This is a genomic window from Candidatus Pelagibacter sp. Uisw_113 (genome assembly GCF_047717815.1).
In the GTDB taxonomy this organism is placed as follows: domain Bacteria; phylum Pseudomonadota; class Alphaproteobacteria; order Pelagibacterales; family Pelagibacteraceae; genus Pelagibacter.
In genome coordinates this window covers 123538-145202 of the sequence record NZ_CP159809.1, presented here as the reverse complement: position 1 = coordinate 145202, position 21665 = coordinate 123538, and the positions used below count along the sequence as shown (strand labels likewise).

General features: G+C 28.0%; 14 protein-coding genes, 2 tRNA genes and 2 rRNA genes. 7 read left to right on the top strand and 11 right to left on the bottom strand.

The window, feature by feature from the left end:
* The first annotated feature begins 46 nt into the window (after positions 1-46).
* A complete protein-coding gene (locus ABXT39_RS00710; protein ID WP_415295254.1) occupies positions 47-937 on the top strand; it encodes a hypothetical protein in 891 nt (296 codons plus the stop codon).
* Between the two features lie 13 nt (positions 938-950).
* Here ABXT39_RS00710 and asnB read toward each other — a convergent pair whose 3' ends face one another.
* From asnB to ABXT39_RS00690, 4 genes are all read right to left on the bottom strand, one after another.
* Complete coding sequence (gene asnB / locus ABXT39_RS00705; RefSeq protein WP_415295253.1) at positions 951-2798, bottom strand: asparagine synthase (glutamine-hydrolyzing); 1848 nt, start codon at positions 2796-2798, stop codon at positions 951-953.
* Between the two features lie 12 nt (positions 2799-2810).
* Entirely contained in the window at positions 2811-4172 is a 1362-nt protein-coding gene (locus ABXT39_RS00700) for a surface carbohydrate biosynthesis protein (RefSeq protein WP_415295251.1), read from the bottom strand.
* Between the two features lie 332 nt (positions 4173-4504).
* Positions 4505-4879 carry a cytidylyltransferase domain-containing protein gene (locus ABXT39_RS00695; RefSeq protein ID WP_415295250.1) on the bottom strand — a complete coding sequence of 125 codons (375 nt, stop codon included), beginning with the start codon at positions 4877-4879 and terminating at the stop codon, positions 4505-4507.
* Positions 4866-6419 (bottom strand): N-acetylneuraminate synthase family protein, encoded by a 1554-nt coding sequence (locus ABXT39_RS00690; RefSeq protein WP_415295248.1) that lies wholly within the window; start codon positions 6417-6419, stop codon positions 4866-4868. Before ABXT39_RS00690 ends, ABXT39_RS00695 begins: the two co-directional genes overlap by 14 nt.
* Positions 6420-6502: 83 nt before the next feature.
* On the opposite strand from ABXT39_RS00690, the gene ABXT39_RS00685 reads away from it, so the two are divergent.
* Positions 6503-7828 (top strand): surface carbohydrate biosynthesis protein, encoded by a 1326-nt coding sequence (locus tag ABXT39_RS00685; protein WP_415295247.1) that lies wholly within the window; start codon positions 6503-6505, stop codon positions 7826-7828.
* 3 nt (positions 7829-7831) lie between these two features.
* On the opposite strand, the gene ABXT39_RS00680 is transcribed toward ABXT39_RS00685, so the two are convergent.
* The 3 genes from ABXT39_RS00680 to ABXT39_RS00670 are packed head-to-tail and all read right to left on the bottom strand — an operon-like array spanning position 7832 to position 11696.
* The gene (locus ABXT39_RS00680; RefSeq protein WP_415295246.1) at positions 7832-8872 is read right to left on the bottom strand and encodes a hypothetical protein; all 1041 of its coding nucleotides are present in this window, start codon (positions 8870-8872) and stop codon (positions 7832-7834) included.
* Positions 8872-10533 (bottom strand): ATP-binding cassette domain-containing protein, encoded by a 1662-nt coding sequence (locus tag ABXT39_RS00675; RefSeq protein WP_415295244.1) that lies wholly within the window; start codon positions 10531-10533, stop codon positions 8872-8874. Before ABXT39_RS00675 ends, ABXT39_RS00680 begins: the two co-directional genes overlap by 1 nt.
* A gap of 2 nt (positions 10534-10535) precedes the next feature.
* On the bottom strand, positions 10536-11696 hold the full coding sequence (locus ABXT39_RS00670) for a sulfotransferase domain-containing protein (protein ID WP_415295243.1): 1161 nt from the start codon (positions 11694-11696) through the stop codon (positions 10536-10538).
* 28 nt (positions 11697-11724) lie between these two features.
* Here ABXT39_RS00670 and ABXT39_RS00665 point away from each other — a divergent pair, with 28 nt between their 5' ends.
* The 5 genes from ABXT39_RS00665 (at position 11725) to ABXT39_RS00645 (ending at position 16582) form a co-directional block, all read left to right on the top strand.
* Positions 11725-14022: a PEP-utilizing enzyme gene (locus ABXT39_RS00665; RefSeq protein WP_415295241.1), complete on the top strand. Its 2298-nt coding sequence runs from the start codon at positions 11725-11727 to the stop codon at positions 14020-14022.
* Between the two features lie 73 nt (positions 14023-14095).
* Complete coding sequence (locus ABXT39_RS00660) at positions 14096-14806, top strand: NTP transferase domain-containing protein (RefSeq protein ID WP_415295239.1); 711 nt, start codon at positions 14096-14098, stop codon at positions 14804-14806.
* A 3-nt stretch (positions 14807-14809) separates the two neighbouring features.
* Positions 14810-15484: a hypothetical protein gene (locus ABXT39_RS00655; protein ID WP_415295237.1), complete on the top strand. Its 675-nt coding sequence runs from the start codon at positions 14810-14812 to the stop codon at positions 15482-15484.
* A 144-nt stretch (positions 15485-15628) separates the two neighbouring features.
* Positions 15629-16318 (top strand): hypothetical protein, encoded by a 690-nt coding sequence (locus ABXT39_RS00650; RefSeq protein WP_415295236.1) that lies wholly within the window; start codon positions 15629-15631, stop codon positions 16316-16318.
* 30 nt (positions 16319-16348) lie between these two features.
* Entirely contained in the window at positions 16349-16582 is a 234-nt protein-coding gene (locus tag ABXT39_RS00645; protein WP_415295234.1) for a hypothetical protein, read from the top strand.
* A 115-nt stretch (positions 16583-16697) separates the two neighbouring features.
* Here the strand turns inward: ABXT39_RS00645 and ABXT39_RS00640 are convergent.
* From ABXT39_RS00640 to ABXT39_RS00625, 4 genes are all read right to left on the bottom strand, one after another.
* A 23S ribosomal RNA gene (locus ABXT39_RS00640) occupies positions 16698-19451 on the bottom strand.
* Positions 19452-19600: 149 nt separating this feature from the next.
* Positions 19601-19676, bottom strand: a tRNA-Ala gene (locus tag ABXT39_RS00635).
* A gap of 11 nt (positions 19677-19687) precedes the next feature.
* Positions 19688-19764: transfer RNA gene (locus ABXT39_RS00630), tRNA-Ile, on the bottom strand.
* A 98-nt stretch (positions 19765-19862) separates the two neighbouring features.
* Positions 19863-21337: ribosomal RNA gene (locus tag ABXT39_RS00625) — 16S ribosomal RNA — on the bottom strand.
* The 16S and 23S rRNA genes sit together here with 2 tRNA genes alongside, the layout of an rRNA operon.
* Between the last annotated feature and the right edge of the window lie 328 nt (positions 21338-21665).

Below are 21665 nucleotides of genomic sequence, written 5' to 3'. Positions count from 1 at the left end.
TTGTATATATATATATTAATAATTTTGAAATAAAGAAAATAAAAGAATGAAACTAGGAAAAGCTATAAGTAAATTTGATCAATTTTTAGGTAAAGTCTTTTTTAGATCAATGCTACCTTTATCGTATAATATAATAAACAAAAGATTAAATAAAAAAATCAAAAAAAACATAAACTCAAAATCTTTTATACAATTTTCAAAAAAAGGTTATTTTGTAATAAATAAAAATTTTTCTGGAATTGCAGACGATATAAATGAACAAATTAGTAAAGAAAAAATAACCAATAAAAAAATTAATATAAAGTCTCTTCATTATTATTCAATAAATACTGAACTTAAAAAAATAATTAAAAATTTTATTAATATTAATTTAAAAGAGGTAATTTCAGATCTAAGTTCAATTTACAAAATGCCAATTTACATTGCTAATGTAACATTGAGGAAAACCAACCATTTCAATTCAGATGAAGAAAAATATAATAATTATTTTCATAACGATATCTATCTAGGAAACCACTTAAAGGTTTTTTTTAATTTACATGATATGAATATTAAAAATGGACCTACAGTTATAATCCCTTCAGATGAAACAAAAAAAATATTAAATTATAAAAATAGATTTAAAAAAAGAGGGTTTGTAGTAAAAAATGAACAAGAAAAAAAATTCTTTACTAATAATTTAAAAAAAGGTGCTTTAATAGTTTGTAATACATGCGAATGCCTCCATCGGGCTTCTGTGCCTGAAAAATATGAAACGAGAGATATATTAACACTTACATTAATTGCATACCCAACCAAAAATCAAAATAGTAAAGATATATTTAATTTTGAAAAAGAGTATGAACAAGAGATTTGGAATGGAAATAGCAATCTTGCTAAAAAATTAGCAAAACCAGGATTGTCAAACTTGTTACATTTTTATAAAACTTTTAATTAAATTTAATAAATTTTTATATATTTTTTTTGAAGGTTCTAAAAAAATTTATTGTTGTTAGAATGTTGAATATTTGAAAGCTGGTGTTGATTTTACCTTTTAAAAAATTATCATAATGTTCTTTTATTTTTTTAGGATTAAATAATGAGGAATTATTCATTTCAGAAGAATTTAAATTATCATAAACAAAATCCCTAAGATCTTTTTTTAACCAAAGAGATTGAGGGTCAACAATTGTTTTTTTTTTATCTGTAAAAAAATCTGAAATTTTTTCATTTTTTAAACTTCTTTTAAATATATATCTAGTTTGATTTTTATAAAATTTTGAATTTCCATCTAGATTGTACAAATAACTAAATAAATTTTTATCTAATAATGGTACTCGTGACTCAACACTAAAATTCATTGAAAGTCTGTCTGTATATTTTAAAATTCTGGGAATCTTAATATTCTTAATATCACTGTATTGTGATTTTTTTAAGAAACCATACTTTTTATTTAAATCATCTTGTAGGATAGTATCTCTCTTATAATCTATTTTATAAGAATTAAGAAAATCTTTAGAAAAAATTGAGCTATAAAAATTAGGTATACCATCAGTGGTTGATAGTCCCTGATAATTAAGAGTGCTAAACATATCTCTAGTCAAATTAAAACTCTCATTCTTCTTCAGCTTATCTTTAATTTTAAGATAATCTGAACTTTGTTTAATTTTATTTTTATCAAGTAAATAAGGCAAATAATTATATTTATATCCTGCTGTCATTTCATCACCACCATGACCCTCAATTATAACTTTGATGTTCTTTTTTTTGGCTTCCTTATAAAGTAAATAAGTTCCAAAAAGTCTTATAGATGTATATGGGCTTTCTAAAATGTTACATAGTTTTTCTGTTAAATTTATAACATGCTCTGGTTTTACTATTACATTATAATTTTTTGCTCCAAATAAATTAGAAATTTTTTTTGCCTTATCAGACTCACTATTTTGGTTGTCTAAAAAATCATAGGTAAAAGTTTTTAATCTATATTTTTGATTTTTAACCATTATTTGAGCAATAGATGTACTATCTGTTCCACCACTAAGAAACAAACCTACCTCCCTATCAGAAATTAAATGTTTTTTGATTGAAGAATTTAATTTTTTCCAAACATTATCTTCAATTAAATTTGTATTTTTTTGTTTTAAGTTTTTAGAAAATAAGCTCCAATAATGTCTTTTTACAAAACTTTTTTTATCAAATTCAACAAAATTACTTGGTTCTAAAGAGCATATTCCTTTAAAAAAAGTTTTATTACTATTATCTAAAAATCCTTTTAAAAAAAAATCCTTAAATGCATCTTTATTTAAACTAACATTGTCAACATAGTTTATTATGGGCTTTATCTCAGAGGATAATATAATTTTATCATTATTGTTATAAAAATAAAGAGGCTTTATTCCAAAACGATCTCTAGCAATAAAACATTTATTATAAATTTTATCGTAAATAACGAAAGAAAACATACCTTCAATCATTTTTAAAATTTTTTTACCATAAATCTTATATAAATTTATTAAAATTTCTGTATCTGATGATCCATCTAAAGATAAACCACGTAATTTTTTTTTTAAAAAAGTAGTGTTATAAATTTCTCCATTAAAAACAATCAAATATCTTTTAGTTCTGTCCCACATCGGTTGAGAGCCCTTACTTGATAGGTCTCTAATACTCAATCGAAAAAATTTAAGTGATATATTTTGATAATCCAAAAACCTAGACTCATCAGGTCCTCTTTGCTTAATTAAGTTTGCAGAGTCTAAAAATTTCTTTTTATCAAATCTTGTTTTTTTCTTTCTATACTCAAAAAAAAAGCCACACATGTTAATCTTCCTTTATTTACTTTTATTTTTAAATTCAAATATTCCCGGAAATAATTCAGTGATTATTGGTTTATCAACTTTAATAATTTTAGAAAGTTGTTCAGAAATTTCTATTAATTGTTTTTTTGTAATTTTTGGATTTTTTTGATCCTTAAGTTTTCTTAGTGAATCACTTGTAGAATTAAAGATAACCAAATTATCCCTAATAAATCTTTTCATAAAATAAAAGCTCCTAAACAAAAAATTTTCAGTTAATTTATTCTTTTTTACTTGATATTCACCTAATTTTGAAATCATAAACTCCTCTGCTTCTTCATTAGAAATATTATTTTGCACTTCATCTAAATTTAAATTTTTAAAAAAAAACTTATTCATTTTTTCTTCATTAAAATTTGCTAAAAATGATATCAAATTATCTGTATCATTTTCATTTTTGGAAACTAGTTTTGGCAGACTATACTCAACATTTACATTTGAAAATGGGATAAAATTTATTGGCATCTTCTTTAGAAAAAAACTTTCGACCGATGTAGTGCAATTACAAGATATGTTACATTGTGTGGCTAACAATAAGCTCTCAGTGGAGAACTCACCTAAAGAAATCTGAATATTTTTAAAATTTTTTAAAATTTTTTTATAAGTTTCATAATTCTCTCCTGGGTGTGGTAAAATAACAAGTTTCTTATTTGGTAATTTTTTAGAAAAGTTTTCAAAAAATTCTAGATATAATTCGAAATTTTTTTTTTCATGTTTTTTTGCCTGTTTTGCAATATCTAGACTATAATTGTTTTTTATGTACCCTCGATCTACTTGACCTTGTACGTATTCATTGTAACCCTTTCTTGGTAAAAAATTAATTTTTCCAAATTTTGTAGATACTAAAAAAAATTCTCCGTACTTACTTTTTATTTTAGATATTTCATCTTTATAAATAGATTGATATTTTTCTTTTAAAATATTAATTCTAGTATTTCCAGTAATCAGTAATTTTGAACTTATTTCTGGAAAATTTTTTTCAATTAAAGATTTATCTTTTGCACCCCAGCAAAAAAAAAAAGTATCTATTTCATTAATAACATTTTTTCCTAGCCGTCTTAAATAATATTGATCATCATAATGCATTAAACCTTCTTCATCTATTGCACTAATCTTAAATTTTTTTTTTTTAAGTCCTTTTACGAGATCAATAAGGCCATGCTGAACACTTTTTAAGATATAGTGTCCTGGTCTTAAAAAATTAATTTTTGAATAAATTTCTTCCTTAGAGCCTATAACTACTGATCTTTTTTTATTTGATCCTTTTAAAGCAAATACAACTCTAGAAAGAAACTCTCTTCGGTGAATTTCAATAGGAAAATAAATTCTAGTTTTCATATATTATAAATTTAATTTTAATTTACTAGCTATGATTCTGCATAATTTTAGATCATTTAATGTATCTATATTCTCATGTTTGTATTTGATTTCATAAAATAAATTCTTTCTTAAGTATATCGATTTTTGTTTTATCAAACTTTTTACTGAGAAAATATAAAATATACCATTTCTTATATAAATATTTGATAATTGTTGTCTAGCAACTATTTTTTTTCCTTCTTTCAAGTAGTTTTCAAAAAAAAATTTATTTTTAGGTTTTAAAATTTTTAATGGATGATACTTGTTAGAAACTTTTGTTACAGACCATATCGAATCAGATTTTGAGTCAATTATTTTTTTAAAACCACTAATAAAATCTTTTTTAAATCTAATGGGTGAAGTTGGTTGTAAATATAGTAAATAATCAAAATTTTGATATTTTTTTTTTTTAGAATGGCTTTTATTAATTCATAATCAGAGGTGTGGTCTCTTGTTAAGTATTTGTTTCTTTTGTGTAATCCGCAATTTTTATTTTTTGCAATATTTATAATCTTTTCATTTTCAGAACTAACAACTGTATGATCTATAAAAGTTAAATTTTTAGCAAAATCAATTGCCGCTTCTAATAATGACTTGTTCTTTATTTTTCTTAAATTTTTATATTTAATGCCTTTACTGTTTCCTTTTGCAGGTATCAAACAGAGAATCTTCTTATTTTTTAACATCTAGAGTTAATTCATGGGTTCCCCAGTTTTTTATGAATGTTTTTCTTTCTTCCCTTGTTAATTTGTTAATTATCGAATCTTGATATATTGAATCACTATTGTAGTGTGTGGAAGATACCTCTTCAAAAATACAGCCTCTCTTATCAGTTTTAAATTTGTGCCATACGCCTGGCATTACTACCTGCGTATCTCCAGGGTATAATATTTTTTCCTTACCATCTAACTCAGAATATAATACACCACTCAAAATTTGAAATGTTTCTTCTTTCAATTTATGTTTATGAAGTGGGTGTTTTTGATTGGGGAATAAAACAATTATTTTTTTAGCATATCCTCTATTAATACAATTAAATAAAAAACATCCAAACTTAGGAAAATTCTTGACACCGTAATGATGTGAAATCTCTAAATCAAAAACACTGCCTAAATCAATTTTAGCATAATTTAATATTGCTTTAACTTTATGTATATATTTTGTTACTAAATTTAAGGATTTATGTTGTTTGACTTTGATAGCTGATGCTTGAATTGACTGATCTTTTTTAATATCTTTAAAAGCAATATATTCTTTTGATTTTAAGCTAAAATCGTTGTTTGATAATTGGTTTTTCTTTTTTGGAAAAGCAAAATATATATTTTTTTCATTAAGCTTTTCATTCTTTTTTATATCTTTTTTTACATACACACCTCTCTCTAACAAGCTAAGTGTATTTGTTTCTCTTTTATCAATAATCTTTTCTGGAAGTATTCCTAAAGATTTTTCAACTAGTTGTAAGTTTTCAAGATACTTTAAAAACTGTGATGGATTTGTTGAATAGTTATTTAATTTGTATTTTTTAGAATTAATTCCAATATGTTTTTCAAAAATTTTTGCTCCAAGAGATTTAGCTATTGTGGATGGCATTAAATCATCTGGATCTTCGTGAGTTGACCAGCCAATTTTTACATCCGGATATCTTTTAATTAAATCTGATATAACTTTAAGTTGTAGAGTGTCATTTGGGCTGGGATATATTGCCATACAATGCATTAATGCAAAATCTTGCTTATTGTGACTAAAAAAACTAACAATTTTATCTATCATTTCTATTGTCTTCCCACCTGTGGAAATTAATTTTGGAATATTGTTCTTTGCACTTCTTTCAATTAAAGACCATTCATTTGATGAGACACTTGCTATTTTAAGTAAGTCAAATTTCATTTTCTCTATATGGTCTATTGATTTTTCATCAAAAGGTGTACATGCAGTTAGAATTTTATTTTTATCTAAATATTTTTTTAAATCATAAAATTTTTCAAAGCTTAATTTTGTTGATAAAAAACGTTGAACATACTTATTATCTTTATTGTTTATTTCAGTTTTATGAACAAATGTATCTAGGTCTCTGAATTGAAATTTTACTGCAGCTTTAATTTTATTTTTCTTTATAATTTGACCAAAACTATCAATAACCTTCTTTGCATGAGCAATATCTCCAAAATGATTGTTTGCTAAATCAAGGATGAATAGGTTATCGAAAAAGGAGTTGGAAGTTTTCATAGCCACTATTTAAATGTTTTATATAAAGTTTCAAGTTAATAAATTGAGCAATGTATATATACTATATATTGATGGAGTTTAATATGTTTACAAAAAAAGTTTACTTTCTAATAGAAACAAAAAAACGTGAATTAAATTCACAGTTAACAATTGTAAACAAATTGATTAATAAAAATATAGAGTGCTACATTGTTTCAAAAAAACAATTTTTATCTAAGTGTGATGTCATTGAACCAGGTATAATATTGTTTAAAAGTATTGGTACTAGAAATATTGAAATTATAAAATTTTTAAAAAAACTTGGTCACAAATTAGCTTGTTTAGACTCTGAAGGATTAAGTATATTAAACAAAAAACAAATTTTAGAGAGAGTTGATGTTAAAAATCTAAATGAATTAGAATATTTCTTTTGTTGGGGAAACTACTCTTTAAACATTATAAGATCTTTTTATCCAGAGTATAAAAAAAAACTCATTACAACCGGCAACCCTAAGTTTGATATCATAAAAAACTATTCAAAAAATAAAATATTTAATAAAGAAGTAACAGAAATAAATAAAAAATATCCTGAATTTATTCTTTTTTTAACCATGTTTACTGTTGTTAACCCATTAAAAAGATATGGATTTACTGATAAAAAACAATCATTAGAAACCATAGGATTTAAAAGAGACAAAAAATTAATAGAACTGGGTAAAAAATTTTATAATTTCCAAGCAAAAAATTTGGATTTTTTTTTAAAATCAATAGTTTATGTTTCTGAAAAATTTCCCAATAAATTAATTGTTGTTAGGCCACACCCAACTGAAAATATAGAATTTTGGAAAAATAAATTAAAGAAATATAAAAATATAAAAGTAATTTATGATGTTAAAGATACTATTAGCTGGTTAATATCTAGTGAAATAAATTTTTCAATAAACTGCACCACTTCACTTGAGAGCTATTTTTTAAATAAAATCAGTTATAATCTTGTAAAAGTAAATGAAAAGGATGTTGAATATAATTGGATTTTAAATACTTCAAAAAAAATAAGCTCCTTAAAACTAATAGATAAAATAATTAAAAATAAAAAAAATATAATTATAAAAAAACCTAATTTACACTTGGTTGATATTTTGTATAATTTTGGAATTAAAACTGACTCGGCAAATAAGATATCTTCTCATATTGCTAAAATTTGTTTTTTATCAATAAAAAATAAAACAAAATTTCACAGATATTATAAATCTAAGATATTTAAATTTTTAAAGAAAATTAAATTATTAAAAGAAGATATTATTTATAAACAAAAAATTGATAAAATTGATGTTAAAGAGGTTAAAGAAAAAATGAGCTTAATTAGAAAAAAAAATAATTTTATCGTTGATGAGCTTTATCCTGATTTTATTAGAGTATATAAAAAATAAATATTAGTTAACTTTCTTAAAAACTTTTTTAATAATATTCATAGTTTTAATTCCATACAAAACATTTATGGGAGACAGTTTGTAATTTTTATTACTTTTAATTGAAAAAATATGTTTCATTTCATTGGCAAATTCACTTTCTCTGGTCTTTTTAAATTCTAAAGTTTTGGTGCCCTTTTTTGTAATTATTTGAATTATATCTAAATTTTTTTTAAAGTTGCAATTCCATCTAATAGTTTTTGATTTAAAGTTTAAAGTTATCTGTTTTAATGAAGTAGGTTCAATTAAGTCAATTTCTAATGCTAAATTTTTGTCTTTAGACTTGAAGTTTAAATTATTAAAATAATCATATTTTTTTTCTTTTTTTGATTTAAAATTAGATGCATAATTTGTGCATACATAATTCTTACTAAATAATTTTTCCATTAAATATAAAGACAAGTGTAATCCATGGGAATGCTCTTGTAATGCACCTCCACCTGATTTCATATCACCCAGATAACTTGAGAATTCATCTTTCAGCCAATAATGTGCATTCATAATGCCTTTCCATCCTTCTTTCCATTTTACATCTATAAAATATAATTGATCATTCTTATGATTTGCTAGATTAATTAATTTTTTTATAGCTGGAGAAATTGAGTGGTTGTATCCACAATATGTTCTAAATTTATTTTCCTTATAAAATTTTTCAAATTTATTTTGATCATCTTTATAACTGCATAGAGGCTTTTCAATTAAAAGATTTTTGAAATTATAATTTTTTTTACAAAACTCGGCTAACATGAGATGTGATTTTGGTGGTGTGCCTAAAATTATAAGGTCAAAAATAATATCATTTAATTTATTTAAATTTTCATATTGGATTTGCTTAATATTTTTTTCATTCCAATAACCATATCTTTTTTTAAATAAGTCGTTTTTCATAAATGCGAGGGCTTTATTTGATTTATCAGTAATATAAACTTGAAACCCAAGTTTTATACAAGCATTAGTCATATGATTTCCAATAGAGCCAGCACCAAAGATTAAAATTTTTTTCATTATAGTTTTATTATATTGTCGAAATATTCATAAAAATTATTTCTGTGGGTAATATAAATAATAGTATATTCTTTTGAAAGTTTTTTTAAGGTTAAAATAATTTCTTTTTCGCTCTCCATATCTAGAGAACTACAAATTTCATCAAGAACTAAAATGCCCTTTGAAAAATATAAAGCTCTAGCTAAACAAATTCTTTGTAGTTGACCCCCTGAAAAATTTGAACCTGCTTCGTTAATTTCATCATTTATATTTTTTTCAAAATCTAAAAATATGTCTAGTCCAGATTCATAGAATACCTTGCTTAATTTTTTAGAATTAGTTTCTTCATCTTTCGATAAACTTATATTTCTTTTTAAGCTTTGATTCAAAATAATTGAGTTTTGGCCGGCATAACCAATATTTTTTTGCCAATTTTTATTTTCATAAATATCAACTTTTTTTTCATCTAACATGAATTGTATTTCATTTGCTTCCAGTAAGCCCGTAAAAATTTTTATAAAAGAAGATTTACCTGATCCACTTTTTCCAACTATTGCATTAAAAGATTTATTTTGTATTAAACAATCAAAATTATTAAATACTTTTTTATCTTTATATTTCAGATTTAAATTTTTTATTTGTATTTCTTTATTAAAATTAATTGGAGATTCTTGATTCTTTTTATTATTTTTTGTTTCTTCGGATATCTGTAAATATATATTTTCAACAGAAAATTTAGATAAATTTAAAATTTGAATAGCTCCCATTATTTTAGAAATTGATGGGAACAATCTCAGAAAACATACTAAAAAAATTCCAGCTGTTGAAAGATTAATGTTAAATCCAGAATTTTTAAATTGAATTAAAAATATCAACAGAAATCCCAAAAACAAAATTGTTTCAATAAATAACCTGGGTATTAAATTTATAATCTGGACAGTCCTGTTAACCTTAAGTAATTCTTGAAATTCTCTTTTTAGATCCGAATTAAAAAAATTTAATACATTGTTAATTTTGATTAACTCAAAAAACTTGTAAGACTCATTAGCTACTTTAATTATTTTTTTATTAACTAAAACACGTCTTTTTCCTAAAAGTACTAATATCTTTAATATAAGCATAAAATAGATTATTGCGAATATAGCCAAGAAACCTGCAACATATAAAAATATCAAAGGGTCTATAAAATATAGAAATATACAAATGCTAATAGATATGAAAATTTCTAAGATTAATACAATTGCAGTATCACAAAATTTTTTAAATGTTGTTGTTTCAGAACTAATATCTCTAACAAATGATGCTGAGTTTAGCTTAATGAATTCTAAAAAACTTTTATCATAATATTTTTTAAAAATATTAATTGCTAAATCTTTTTGAATTATATTTAAATATGAATACTTGGCCCAATTATAAAATAAAAAATACAATAACCTAAAAATTACAAAAATTATTCCAAAGTTAATTAATCCGTTGAGATCTTTAATGTATAAATAATTCTTTAAAAATAAAAATACTTTATTTTGATCTACAGATTGACTGCCTAAAAAAACATCTATTAAAGGAAAGACTATTATTAGCAAAGATGTTTCAATGGCAACGAATATCAATGTTAATATAAAGTAAGTGAATAATATTGATTTATTGTTATTTGATAGAAGAGTAAAAGCTTTTTTGAACATATTTATAGCGCGTGTTTATCAATGTTTTTCATTATTTCTTTATATTCATCTGGAAGTTGAATAGTTTTTGGAAAACTACTCTTCTTTTTATAAATTTTACCTCTTAATTTTTCACTTTTTTTAAAAGAAGAATTTCCAAGAGAAGGAATATCTAAAACTGTTGGATTTAACATTTTTTTAGAAAATTTTATTTTTAGAAATTTACATAATTTCCTCATGCAGCTTGGAGTACTATATACCATTTCCTCATATTTGATAATTGCAACCTTATCTGGATATTTTGATTTTAAGATTAGATAATCTATTACTTTGTGACGCCAATGCTCCCACATATCATCCAGGGCTTTTTGGCTGAATTTCTTATTTAAATTATGTCTTGTTTTAGCGTAAGAAAAATAAAAGCTTTCAAATTTTCTAATTGGGCAAATTACAGATATATTTTTTTGTCTCTCTAAAAGAAAAAAGAGTTCTCTTCTTAAACCTGAGCCAGTAACTCTATATGGAAATTTAATGTTTTTTTTTTCTTTAAAATTGCTACATAATTTTCTTGAAGCATTCAAGTAATAATAAAAAAAATCAAAAAAATTTTTTATTTTTTTTTTTTTTATTTTTGAAAGTTTTTTTTCAAAAGATTTATAATCAATATCTGGAATTAAAGATTGAAAATCTTGTACATGACCAACATTTTCAGGTTGATTTCCAGACCATACATCAAGTTCTTTATTATTTTTTTTTAATAAATTTAATTCTTTCCATTTATTAAATCCTTCTTTGTCTTTATTTTTGAAAGATGGCTGCCCAGATAATCTAAATATAAATTCTATTTTTTTTTTTATAATATTGTTAATAGTTTTTTTTTGATTTAAATTAATATTTGAAAAAAAAGTTCTTAGAAAATCATCTTCTCCTGGATGTCTTCCAATGTCGGGGTGGCCATCTAACAAAGAAAGCATTAAATGATTACCGTTTCTAGCTGGCCCACTAACCACTAAGACATTTTTATTTTTTTTATTAGAAGGTTTCCAAAAGCTTGATTTATTAAGCTTGGGATACTCGTAAATTTTATATTTTTTATTTTCTTTGAAACAAAACGGTGTTGAAAAAAAATCTAAGTCAAAATTTTTATTTTTTTTTAATTGACTTTTTGATTTAACCTTTAACATTTTTAATATATGTAGTAAATTTTTTTATATGAAATTTTATAATAAAGCAATTACACTAAAAAAAATTAAAATAAAAGAGGCTATTATACCCCCTTTTATCTTTTTTAAAGCTGAAAAATATAAGAAACAAAAAAAAGAATTTCTTTTAGATATCAAAAAAAAATTTAATAATAAAAAAATTATTGTTAGATCAAGCTCAAGTGATGAGGATTCAACTTTTTCTTCTAATGCAGGTTTATTTGATAGTATTCCAAATGTTGCTCTAAACGAAATTGATTTAGATATAGCAATAAATAAAGTAATAAAATCATACAAGAATAATTTAAAAAACTCATATGTTATGATCCAAGAAATGATAACAGACTCTGATTTTTCAGGTGTGTTAACCACATGTGATATTAAAAATCTATCTCCATATTATGTGATTAATTATTTTGAAGGTTCAGATACAAGTGTAGCAACAAGTGGAAATGATAAAACTAAAAATTATTATATTTACAAAAATTATAAAACAAAAAATAAAAAGTTTTACAACTTAATTGCTTTAGCAAAAATTTTAGAAAAAAAGTTTAATAATCAATTTTTAGACATAGAATTTGCTGTTAAAAAAAAAAAAATCTACCTTCTTCAAGTACGTCCGGTTGTTACAATAAAGAAAGAATTGCCCAATATAAAACAATTTGGACTTGCATTAAAAAAACTTTCAAGCAAGCTTGAAAAACTTAAAAATAGTAACCATAATCTATTTGGGAAAACTACATTTTTTGGAGTTATGCCAGATTGGAACCCAGCTGAAATAATAGGAATCAAGCCACGGAGGTTAGCATCATCCCTATACGAGGAGCTAATTACTGATTTTATTTGGGCAAAAAATAGGAGCTCCTATGGATTTAATGACATGACATCAAATCACTTAATGTCTAATTTTCTTGGAACACCTTACATTGATGTAAGAGTGGACTTTAATTCATGGATACCAGAAAATATAAATAATAAATTAAAAAATAAATTAGTTAATTATTACTTAAAATTATTCAAAAAAAATAAACATTATCATGATAAAATTGAATTCAAAATTTTATTGACGTGTTTTAATGCTACAACTGAAAAAAAATTACTACAGTTAAAAAACAATAATTTTTCAAATGATGAAATTAAAGAAATTAGGCAAAGCTTAAAAGAAATTACTAAACTTGCTATTACCAAAATAAAAAAGGAGATAGACAACATTGAAATATTAAAAAAAAAACAATCTCAGGTAAAAAACTCTAAAATGTACTTTATTGATAAAATATATTGGTACATTGAAGATTGTAAAAAATATGGCACATATTCATTTGTCGGTCTAGCTAGATCAGGCTTTATAGCCATCGAAATACTTAATTCCTTTGTAGTTGAAAAAATTATAAGTCTAGAAGAAAAAAATAGTTTTTTACAAAATATAGAAACTATAACTACATCAATGTTAAAAGATACAAAGCTATCTAGAAATAAATTTTGTGAGAAATATGGCCACCTAAGACCAAGTACTTATGATATTTTAAGTAAAAATTATAAAGAAAACTACTCAAAATATATTAAAAATAAATTAGTAAATAAAAAAACAAAAATTAAAGATTTTAAATTATCTAATAGTAGCAAAAATAAAGTTATATTATTTTTAAAGTACAATTTTAATTTCAAAATCTCAATTAATGAACTTTTTGAATATATTAAAGATAGTATTGGATATCGTGAATATTCTAAATTTATTTTTACCAAAAGTATAGATCTTGTGTTTGATGAAATAAAAAAATTGGGAAAAAGACTTAGTATTAGTGATGAAAAGCTATCTCATATGGATATTAAGCTCATCAAAGAATTATACTACATATTAAACTCGGATGATTTGGTAAATTTATTGTCTCAAGATATAAGTAGAAATAAAGATAATTATAAATTTAATAAATATATAAAACTTCCAGAAGTTATTTTTGACAAAAAAGATATTTATGAATTTGAGGAAAGCTCAAATAAAGCAAATTATTTTGGGAATGATCCTGTGTTGGCTAATACAATATATCTTGAAAATAAAACCATACCAAACCTTAAAAATAAAATAGTTTTAATAAATAGTGCTGACCCTGGATTTGATTTTATTTTCAATCATCAAATCAAAGGTTTGGTTACTGAGTATGGAGGAGCAAATTCTCATATGTCAATTAGATGTTCAGAGCTTAACATCTCTTCGGCAATAGGGGTTGGAACTAACAATTTTGAGAGATACGTAAATTCAAAAAAATTAAGTTTAAATCCAATTACAGAAAAAATTGATATAGTCCAATAAAGTTTATAAATTAGGATAATTAGAGTGTATCTAAAAAAACAAAATAATATAATAAATTAGCAATCGTAATTTTATGAAATTATTAATTTTAGCTTCTGGACAAGGCAAAAGACTAAAGAACAAAACTTACACAAACCCAAAATGTTTGGTTAAAGTCAAAGATAAATCTATAATTGAATACTTAATTGAACATTTTCATTTATTTAAAAAAGTTATTATAGTTGGAGGACATAAATATTCTAAGCTTAAAAAATATAATTCATCAAAGTGTAGGGTCTTTTACAATAAAGATTATTCAAAGACGAATATGGTTCATAGTCTTTTTTCAGTCAAAAAATTTATAAAGTCAGACATTATAATTTCTTACTCTGACATTATTTATTCTGAAAAAGTTTTATTAAAAATGATAAAATTTAAAAAAACACATATACCAATTAATAAGAATTGGCTTAAAGTTTGGAAAAAGAGAATGAGCCTCAAAAAAATACCCTCTGATGCAGAAGATTTAAAAGTGTCAAATGGCCTAATTAAAATGATAGGTAATAAAATTAACAAAGATATGCCAAAATATCAATTTATGGGCCTAATAAGATTAAATTTCAAAGATTATAAAAAATTAAGTAAATATTATTTCAAAATTAAAAATTTCAATATTGATATGACCTCTTTTTTAAACTCAGCTATAGAAAAAAAAATAATTAAATTAGAATATTCTATATCAAACGATTTTTGGTTTGAAGTTGATACTTTAAGTGACTTAAAAGTTGCAAATAAAATTTTTTAGTAAATGAAATTCTTTTTTATAATAAAAAATTTTTTAACAAACCCATACTCTTCTTTAAGATATGTTATTTTAAAAAGAATAAACAAAAAACTAAAAGACAAATTTAAAAAAGAATATAAAATTGAAAAATATTTAACAAACAATAGTTTATTTGAACCCCAATATTATGATTTGGAAAATCTTATAAATTTAATAAAATCTATAAAACCAAAATATATTCTTGAACTTGGTGGGGGTTTTTCTACAGTAGCAATCAGTTACGCATTAGATTATAATAAAAAAAAATTTAGAGTTGATGGAAAACTCATTTCATACGATCAAAGTAAATACTATCTAGATTTAACAAAAAAAATTTTACCCAAAAAATACAAAAAACTAGTTTTATTCAAATATTCTAAACTCAAATTAATTAATTTTAAAAAAGAAAGGGTCAGTGTTTTTAAAAAAATTATTCATAAAAATTATAATCTTGTTTATGAAGATAGATTTGATCATAAAAAAACAAGAATTGGTGCAGATATTTTGTTCATGGAAAAAAAGATTGATTCTGAATGCTCTTACGTAGTTGATGGTCACAGATTTACTGTTAAGTTTTTAAAAAAATATTTAACAAAAAAATACTCTATTAAAACTAATAAACTATATTTTAGAACAAATTTTATTAACCTTTATCATTGAAAATAAGGATATTATAATTTTAATTAATTATTTTTAAATCCTTGAAAGAGCTATTTTTATTAAATTAAATAGTAATAATATCATTTTTATACTAAAATTTATGTATAAATATATAATATAAGTAATTGTCGTTTATTCAATTTAATGAACCTAATTTATAGATTAAAGAATATTTTATTTGAGCCACATACAACTCTTAGGTACTGGCTCTTTATTAAACTTAATTTTGATAATATTTATAAAAAAAAATTTCAAAAAAAGTTCAAAATTTTAGATTTTTTTGTTAACCTGGATACAGAGAAAAAAATGTATTTACCTCAATTTCATGATTTAAATAATTTAATCGTCACTATCCAAAAATTAAAACCTGTTTCGGTTTTAGAATTTGGGGGGGGTTATTCGACAATAGCTATTGCATATGCCTTATCAGAAAACTTTAAAAAATTTCAAATAAATGGAAAACTTTACTCTTATGATCAAAGTAATGATTATTTAGATTTAACAAAAAGTATGATACCCAAACATTTGGAAAAATTTGTAGATTTTCACTACTCTGAATTGGTATTAGATAAAATTGATGAAATCGATGTGAGCTTGTATAAAAATTTAGAAATAAAAAAATATGATTTAATATATGAGGATCGATATGATGCTCATATTCGACAAACTGTATGTGGAGACATTTTATTATTAATTAAAAAAACAAATTATGTTCCATCAATAATTTTTGATGGTCATTGGAAATCAGTTTTTTTTCATAAAAAAAAACTTAAAAACTTATATAATATATCTATAAGTAAAATTTTTAAACGTGCAAATTTTATAAAAAAATAATTTTATAATAAATATAATTTTGTAATAAAAATGAAATTTTACAATAAAGCTTTAACATTAAAAAAACTTAAGTGTAAAAATGCATTAATTCCTGGATTTATAATTATCAATATAAATAAATTTTATGATAATAAAGAAAAGAATTTAAATCGAATTATAAAAAAATTTGAAAAAAAAGACCTTCTTATTGTTAGATCTAGCTCTATAGAAGAGGATACTACAAAATCATCTAATGCATTATGGCAAAATACTATATCAAATTGATTTTTGTACTTTTCTAACTTCTCAATATCAGCAATTTCATACTTAATTTGAAATTTATAATCTTTTAAATTTATTCATATCAATATATTCCTTACATAAAATTTTTTTCAGTGCATAAATCAAGCCAATTGAGCTATTAGTACTGGTCAGCTACACGCATTACTGCGCTTCCACATCCAGCCTATCAACGTGGTGGTCTACCACGGCTCTATAGGAAGAACTAGTTTTGAGGTGAGTTTCCCGCTTAGATGCTTTCAGCAGTTATCTCTTCCATACTTAGCTACCCTGCACTGCGGCTGGCGCCACAACAGGTCCACCAGTGGTATGTTCAACCCGGTCCTCTCGTACTAGGGTCAACTCCTCTCAATTCTTCTACACGCATAGCAGATAGGGACCGAACTGTCTCACGACGTTCTGAACCCAGCTCACGTACCACTTTAATTGGCGAACAGCCAAACCCTTGGGACCTGCTCCAGCCCCAGGATGTGATGAGCCGACATCGAGGTGCCAAACACTGCCGTCGATATGAGCTCTTGGGCAGTATCAGCCTGTTATCCCCGGCGTACCTTTTATCCGTTGAGCGATGCCCCTTCCACTCAGAAGCACCGGATCACTATGACCGACTTTCGTCTCTGCTCGACTTGTCAGTCTCACAGTCAGGCAGGCTTATGCCATTGCACTCTACGAACGATTTCTGACCGTTCTGAGCCTACCTTCGCACGCCTCCGTTACTATTTGGGAGGCGACCGCCCCAGTCAAACTACCCACCATACAATGTCTCGCTGCCGGATGACGGCTAGCGGTTAGATGTCAAGAAAAACAAAAGAGGTATTTCACTGGTGACTCCACAAAAGCTGACGCTTTTGCTTCAAAGTCTCCCTCCTATGCTAAATATGTTTTTCCTAACACCAATGTAAAGTTGCAGTAAAGGTGCACGGGGTCTTTCCGTCTAACTACGCGAACTCCGCATCTTCACGGAGAATTCAATTTCACTGAGTTGATGTTGGAGACAGCGGAGAAATCGTTACGCCATTCATGCAGGTCGGAACTTACCCGACAAGGAATTTCGCTACCTTAGGACCGTTATAGTTACGGCCGCCGTTTACTGGGGCTTCAGAAGTTAGCTTGCACCAACCGCATTAACCTTCCAGCACCGGGCAGGCGTCAGACCCTATACATCCACTTACGTGTTAGCAGAGCCCTGTGTTTTTGATAAACAGTCGCTTCTCCCTGGCTTGTGCCACCCTTCCATAGTTGCCTACAAAAGGGTCTTCCTTATCCCGAAGTTACGGAAGCATTTTGCCGAGTTCCTTCAACATCATTCTCTCAAGCGCCTAAATATACTCTATTAATCTACCTGTGTCGGTTTCGGGTACGGTCTTCATGATGGAGCTATTTCTTGGGACCTCTTCGCGGCAAGTTCAATCCATTAAGAACTCACAACTTACGAAATCCGTCACTACCATCAGGTCAAGGAATATTAACCTTGTTTCCATCGACTACGGCTTTCGCCCTCGCCTTAGGTGCCGACTAACTCTACGCGGATTAACCTTGCATAGAAACCCTTAGATTTTCGGCGACGAAGTTTTTCACTTCGTTTATCGTTACTTATGTCAGCATTCGCACTTCTGATACCTCCAGGATCCCTCACGGGTATCCCTTCGCAGGCTTACAGAACGTTCCGCTACCCCTTACAAAGTTCGAAAACTTTGCAAAGCCACAGATTCGGTACATGATTTTAGCCCCGTTACATCTTCGGCGCAGAAACTCTATTAGACCGGTGAGCTGTTACGCTATCTTTAAAGGATGGCTGCTTCTAAGCCAACCTCCCGGCTGTTATGGAATTTCCACATCCTTTCACACTTAATCATGATTTTGGGACCTTATCTGGTGGTCTGGGCTCTTTCCCTCTCGACCATGGACCTTAGCACCCACAGTCTGTCTGCCGAAGAACAATGTCTAGCATTCGGAGTTTTATTAGGTTTGGTAAGAATCTCTTCCCCCTAGCCCATTTAGTGCTCTACCTCTAAACATCTTTTTATTCGACGCACTACCTAAATAGTTTTCGCGGAAAACCAGCTATCTACGAATTTGGTTGGCCTTTCACCCCTTACCACAAGTCATCCAAAGACTTTTCAACGTCAACTGGTTCGGTCCTCCGGTTGGTGTTACCCAACTTTCAACCTGCTCATGGTAAGCTCATTCGTTTTCGGGTCTAATTCATTAAACTAATCGCCCTATTAAGACTTGCTTTCGCTGCGCCTACACCTAGATGGCTTAAGCTTGCTTAATAAATTAAGTCACTGACCCATTATACAAAAGGTACGCCCTCACCCTAAAAAGGGCTCGGACTGATTGTAGGCATGCAGTTTCAGGTTCTATTTCACTCCCCTAATAGGGGTTCTTTTCACCTTTCCCTCACGGTACTAGTTCACTATCGGTCACTGAAGAGTATTTAGGCTTAGAGGGTGGTCCCCCTATATTCGAGCAGGATTTCTCGTGTCCCGCTTTACTCAAGAATTTTGTTAGACATTACTCATACGGGACTATCACCCTCTATGGTTAGCATTTCCAAACTATTCAAATTTTTCTAACAAAACTACTGGCCTACTCCGCGTTCGCTCGCCACTACTAACGGAATCTCAATTGATTTCTTTTCCTCTGGTTACTTAGATGTTTCAGTTCTCCAGGTTGTCTCTTTAAACCTATGTATTCAGTTTAAAGTACCACATAAAGTGGTGGGTTTCCCCATTCGGAAATTTTCGGATCAAAGCTTACATACAGCTCCCCGAAACTTATCGCAGTATATCACGTCCTTCATCGGCTTTCAGTGCCAAGGCATCCACTACACGCCCTTAAACGCTTGATTTATGCACAGAAAAAAATTCTTTTAACAGAAAATTTATCTATGTTGTGATCAAATTTTTATTTTGAACATTAAATAATAACTTTTAATGTTCGGATATAGATATTGATATAAATTATTTTTATTTACAGTTTTAATAACTAAATGTTTCCTGGTGGAGGATACAGGGATCGAACCTGCTACCTCCTGAATGCAAATCAGGCGCTCTCCCAGATGAGCTAATCCCCCATTTAGGTTTTTGGTGGGCCGAGAAAGACTCGAACTTTCGACCCCACCCTTATCAAGGGTGTGCTCTAACCAACTGAGCTACCGGCCCTACAAGAAGGAAACATTACTTTAAGAAGAGAAATGAGGACGGTCAACATTACCGATGTATATTATTTAGAGTGAAATTTTACTTTCACTCATCCTTAGAAAGGAGGTAATCCAGCCGCAGGTTCCCCTACGGCTACCTTGTTACGACTTCACCCCAGTCGCTGACTATACCGTGGTCAAGGGTTTGAAACCTTGCCTTAAGGTAGAACCAACTCCCATGGTGTGACGGGCGGTGTGTACAAGACCCGGGAACGCATTCACCGTGGCACGCTGATCCACGATTACTAGTAATTCCAGCTTCATGCACTCGAGTTGCAGAGTGCAATCCGAACTGAGGCATCTTTTCGGGATTTGCTTAACGTTGCCGTTTTGCTTCCTGTTGTAGATGCCATTGTAGCACGTGTGTAGCCCAACACGTAAGGGCCATGAGGACTTGACGTCATCCCCACCTTCCTCCAGCTTATCACTGGCAGTTCTTTCAGAGTGCCCAACTTAATGATGGCAACTAAAAGTGAGGGTTGCGCTCGTTGCGGGACTTAACCCAACATCTCACGACACGAGCTGACGACAGCCATGCAGCACCTGTGTTTCGTCCGGCCGAACCGAAAACTCTAATCTCTTAGAGTCGCGACGAACATGTCAAGTGTTGGTAAGGTTCTGCGCGTATCTTCGAATTAAACCACATGCTCCACTACTTGTGCGGGTCCCCGTCAATTCATTTGAGTTTTAACCTTGCGGTCGTACTCCCCAGGCGGTGTGTTTATCGGTTTCCCTGCGACACTGAAAATAAATTTCCAACGTCTAACACACATCGTTTACGGCATGGACTACGAGGGTATCTAATCCTCTTCGCTACCCATGCTTTCGTTCCTCAGTGTCAGTAATGATCCAGAAAGCTGCCTTCGCAATTGGTATTCTTTCTAATATCTACGAATTTCACCTCTACACTAGAAATTCTGCTTTCCTCTATCATACTCTAGCTGAAAAGTTTTGATGGCAGTTCCAGAGTTAAGCTCTGGGATTTCACCACCAACTTTTTCAACCACCTACGAACTCTTTAAGCCCAGTAATTCCGAACTACGCTAGGTCCCTTCGTATTACCGCGGCTGCTGGCACGAAGTTAGCCGGACCTTCTTATTCGGGTACAGTCATTTTCTTCCCCGACGAAAGAGCTTTACAACCCAAAGGCCTTCTTCACTCACGCGGCATCGCTGCATCAGAGTTTCCTCCATTGTGCAAGATTCCCCACTGCTGCCTCCCGTAGGAGTTTGGGCCGTGTCTCAGTCCCAATGTGGCTGATCATCCTCTCAAATCAGCTATTGATCATAGTCTTGGTAGGCCATTACCCTACCAACAAACTAATCAAGTGCGGGCTCATCCAATGGTGCATAAAGCTTTCTCCGTAAAGACTTATCCGGTATTAGCACAAGTTTCCTCGTGTTATTCCAGGCCAAAGGGTAGATACCCACATGTTACTCACCCGTCTGCCACTAAGTATTGCTACTTCGTTCGACTTGCATGTGTTAGGCGTGCCGCCAGCGTACGTTCTGAGCCATGATCAAACTCTCAAGTTAAAAAACGGCGCACACTAGCTTCATATATAAATTGTAAGAATACAATCCATACGATTTTGAAGTGTGTACGACAAATTTTGGTAACCTTAACCGTCCACACTTCTCTTCTTAAATTTTTACTTTTTAAATAGCTAATTGGGTTTAAAACGCCCAATAATCCTCACTAATCTATTGTTTAAACAATAATTTTACTGAGAAAGTGTGGTGCTTATAAGCTAAAATAAAAGTAAATCAAGCATTTAGCATTTAAATAAATGCTCAAATATATCAATAAATACAAGGTTTTTTTTGATTTTTAGTCATTACTGAATTAATAATTTAAAATTAA

Excerpts from the sequence above, each read along its gene's own strand:
- ABXT39_RS00710 (WP_415295254.1), top strand. The coding sequence starts at position 47 with ATGAAACTAGGAAAAGCTATAAGTAAATTTGATCAATTTTTAGGTAAA.
- asnB (WP_415295253.1), bottom strand. The coding sequence starts at position 2,798 with ATGTGTGGCTTTTTTTTTGAGTATAGAAAGAAAAAAACAAGATTTGAT.
- ABXT39_RS00700 (WP_415295251.1), bottom strand. The coding sequence starts at position 4,172 with ATGAAAACTAGAATTTATTTTCCTATTGAAATTCACCGAAGAGAGTTT.
- ABXT39_RS00695 (WP_415295250.1), bottom strand. The coding sequence starts at position 4,879 with ATGTTAAAAAATAAGAAGATTCTCTGTTTGATACCTGCAAAAGGAAAC.
- ABXT39_RS00690 (WP_415295248.1), bottom strand. The coding sequence starts at position 6,419 with ATGAAAACTTCCAACTCCTTTTTCGATAACCTATTCATCCTTGATTTA.
- ABXT39_RS00685 (WP_415295247.1), top strand. The coding sequence starts at position 6,503 with ATGTTTACAAAAAAAGTTTACTTTCTAATAGAAACAAAAAAACGTGAA.
- ABXT39_RS00680 (WP_415295246.1), bottom strand. The coding sequence starts at position 8,872 with ATGAAAAAAATTTTAATCTTTGGTGCTGGCTCTATTGGAAATCATATG.
- ABXT39_RS00675 (WP_415295244.1), bottom strand. The coding sequence starts at position 10,533 with ATGTTCAAAAAAGCTTTTACTCTTCTATCAAATAACAATAAATCAATA.
- ABXT39_RS00670 (WP_415295243.1), bottom strand. The coding sequence starts at position 11,696 with ATGTTAAAGGTTAAATCAAAAAGTCAATTAAAAAAAAATAAAAATTTT.
- ABXT39_RS00665 (WP_415295241.1), top strand. The coding sequence starts at position 11,725 with ATGAAATTTTATAATAAAGCAATTACACTAAAAAAAATTAAAATAAAA.
- ABXT39_RS00660 (WP_415295239.1), top strand. The coding sequence starts at position 14,096 with ATGAAATTATTAATTTTAGCTTCTGGACAAGGCAAAAGACTAAAGAAC.
- ABXT39_RS00655 (WP_415295237.1), top strand. The coding sequence starts at position 14,810 with ATGAAATTCTTTTTTATAATAAAAAATTTTTTAACAAACCCATACTCT.
- ABXT39_RS00650 (WP_415295236.1), top strand. The coding sequence starts at position 15,629 with ATGAACCTAATTTATAGATTAAAGAATATTTTATTTGAGCCACATACA.
- ABXT39_RS00645 (WP_415295234.1), top strand. The coding sequence starts at position 16,349 with ATGAAATTTTACAATAAAGCTTTAACATTAAAAAAACTTAAGTGTAAA.